We start from the raw sequence: 2,064 nt of genomic DNA, 5'->3' as shown, positions 1-2,064 counted from the left end.
GAGTGCGATCCACGAACCCCACATTCCAAGCCAATAGCTGACGGCTGATGCTGTGCTCCCGATTTCAATCAGGAGCCCATCGTCATGATGCGTCCCAATGCCAGCGTTGAAAAAGTGTACCTCTACCCAAAACCGGTCGACTTTCGAAAATCCATCGACGGCTTGGCGGCCCTCGTCGAACTGGATATCAAGGTCGCGGTGTTTGACCCCGTGCTTTTTGTTTTTCTAAATCGCCACCGCAATCGGGTCAAGGTGTTGTATTGGGAGCGCAACGGTTTCTGTCTTTGGCTCAAGCGACTGGAGTCTGAGCGATTCAAAACCTCGCCCGACCTCACCGACGAAGCCATTGTCCTGACCGTCCAGGAGCTGAACTGGCTGCTAGACGGTTTCGATCTCTGGCGCAACCGTCCGCATCAGGTTTTGACACCCCGTTTCGTGGCCTGAGCCGGTATAATCCGGGCCATGATTTCACTGCCCGATGATCTTCCTGATGATGCCGTTCTGCTCAAGCAAATGCTGCTTGAGAGTTACGCTGCCCGTGTGCGTGAGCTGGCAGTCAAGGAGGCTTATGCGACCCACATCGTTGATCTGAAAGAACAGATTAAGTTGCTGCGTGATCGACTGTTCAATCGTAAATCCGAGCAGACCGTCGATCCCAACACGCCGCAACTGGCGATGTTCAACGAGCCTGAAAGCGAGCCTCTGCTGGCGGTGGTTGAGGATGCGGATGAAGAAGTTGTTGCTCCGTCCAAGCGTCGCGGCAAACGCAAGCCGCTGTCGGCCGATCTGCCGCGCGTCGAAATCATCCACGACTTGCCAGAGGACGAACTGACCTGCGCCTGCGGTTGCCGTAAGCATGTCATTGGCGAGGAAACCAGCGAGCAACTGGACATCGTGCCGATGCAAATCCGCGTGATCAAACACGTGCGCAAGGTCTACGGCTGCCGTGGTTGTGAAACGGCTCCGGTCACGGCTGATAAACCTGCTCAGTTGATCGAAAAGAGCATGGCCAGTCCAAGCGTATTGGCCATGTTGCTGACCACCAAGTATGTCGATGGCCTGCCGCTGCATCGTTTTGAAACGGTGCTGAGCCGGCACGGTATCGAGATCCCTCGACAGACGTTGGCGCGTTGGGTCATCCAATGTAGCGAACACTTCCAGCCGCTGCTGAACCTGATGCGCGACCGGTTACTGGAAAGCCCGGTCATTCACTGCGACGAAACGCGGGTGCAGGTGCTCAAAGAACCGGATCGCGACCCGACCAGCCAGTCCTGGATGTGGGTGCAGGCCAGTGGCCCGCCTGATCGACAAGTCGTGTTGTTCGACTACACCACCAGCCGTGCGCAGGAAGTACCGCTGCGGCTGTTGGAGGGTTATCGCGGCTATGTGATGACTGATGATTACGCCGGTTACAACGCCTTGGCATTACAGCCTGGCGTCGAGCGTCTGGCGTGCATGGTGCATGCACGGCGCAAGTTCGTTGAGGCGCAGAAAGTACAGCCCAAGGGCAAGACCGGGCGCGCCGATATTGCGCTGGCGATGATCAACAAGCTGTATGGCATCGAGCGAGAACTCAAGGATGTCAGCGATGAACAGCGGTTCATCGAACGTCAGGAAAAAAGCCTGCCGATCTTGGGCCAGTTGAAACGCTGGCTGGACAAGACGCACGCTCAAGTCACACCGCAAAGTGTGCTGGGCAAGGCGGTGCACTATTTGGCGAACAACTGGAGCCGGTTGGAACGCTACGTCGAGGCCGGCCATTTGCCGATCGACAACAACCTGGCGGAGCGTGCGATAAAGCCGTTTGTTATCGGGCGTAAGGCATGGCTGTTCAGTGACACGCCTAAAGGCGCCACGGCCAGCGCGCAGATCTACAGCTTGGTCGAGACTGCCAAGGTCAACGGCCAAGAGCCCTATACGTGGCTGCGCCACGTACTTGAGCGGTTACCACATGCGCAGTCGGTAGCCGACTACGAAGCACTGCTGCCGTGGAACTGTTCGCCAGAGATGCCACGGTAACCTGCTATCCAGGTGCTGGGTAGGTGGGGTTTATGGATCGCACTC

2 protein-coding genes are annotated in these 2,064 nt (G+C 57.2%); both read left to right on the top strand.

What is annotated here, in order from left to right; genetic code table 11:
* Positions 1-84 precede the first annotated feature (84 nt).
* Entirely contained in the window at positions 85-444 is a 360-nt protein-coding gene (gene tnpB / locus AC3ZVB_RS29240; protein ID WP_490148509.1) for an IS66 family insertion sequence element accessory protein TnpB, read from the top strand.
* A gap of 18 nt (positions 445-462) precedes the next feature.
* Positions 463-2,019, top strand: a complete 1,557-nt coding sequence (gene tnpC / locus AC3ZVB_RS29235) for an IS66 family transposase (RefSeq protein ID WP_490148508.1) — start codon at positions 463-465, stop codon at positions 2,017-2,019.
* The last annotated feature ends 45 nt before the right edge of the window (positions 2,020-2,064 follow it).

Source organism: Pseudomonas sp. MDV22-iso1, from assembly GCF_058145095.1.
This window is presented reverse-complemented; position numbering and strand designations above follow the sequence as displayed.

Bases quoted from the DNA above. Each gene is read 5' to 3' on its own strand.
- tnpB (WP_490148509.1), top strand. From the start codon at position 85: ATGATGCGTCCCAATGCCAGCGTTGAAAAAGTGTACCTCTACCCAAAA.
- tnpC (WP_490148508.1), top strand. From the start codon at position 463: ATGATTTCACTGCCCGATGATCTTCCTGATGATGCCGTTCTGCTCAAG.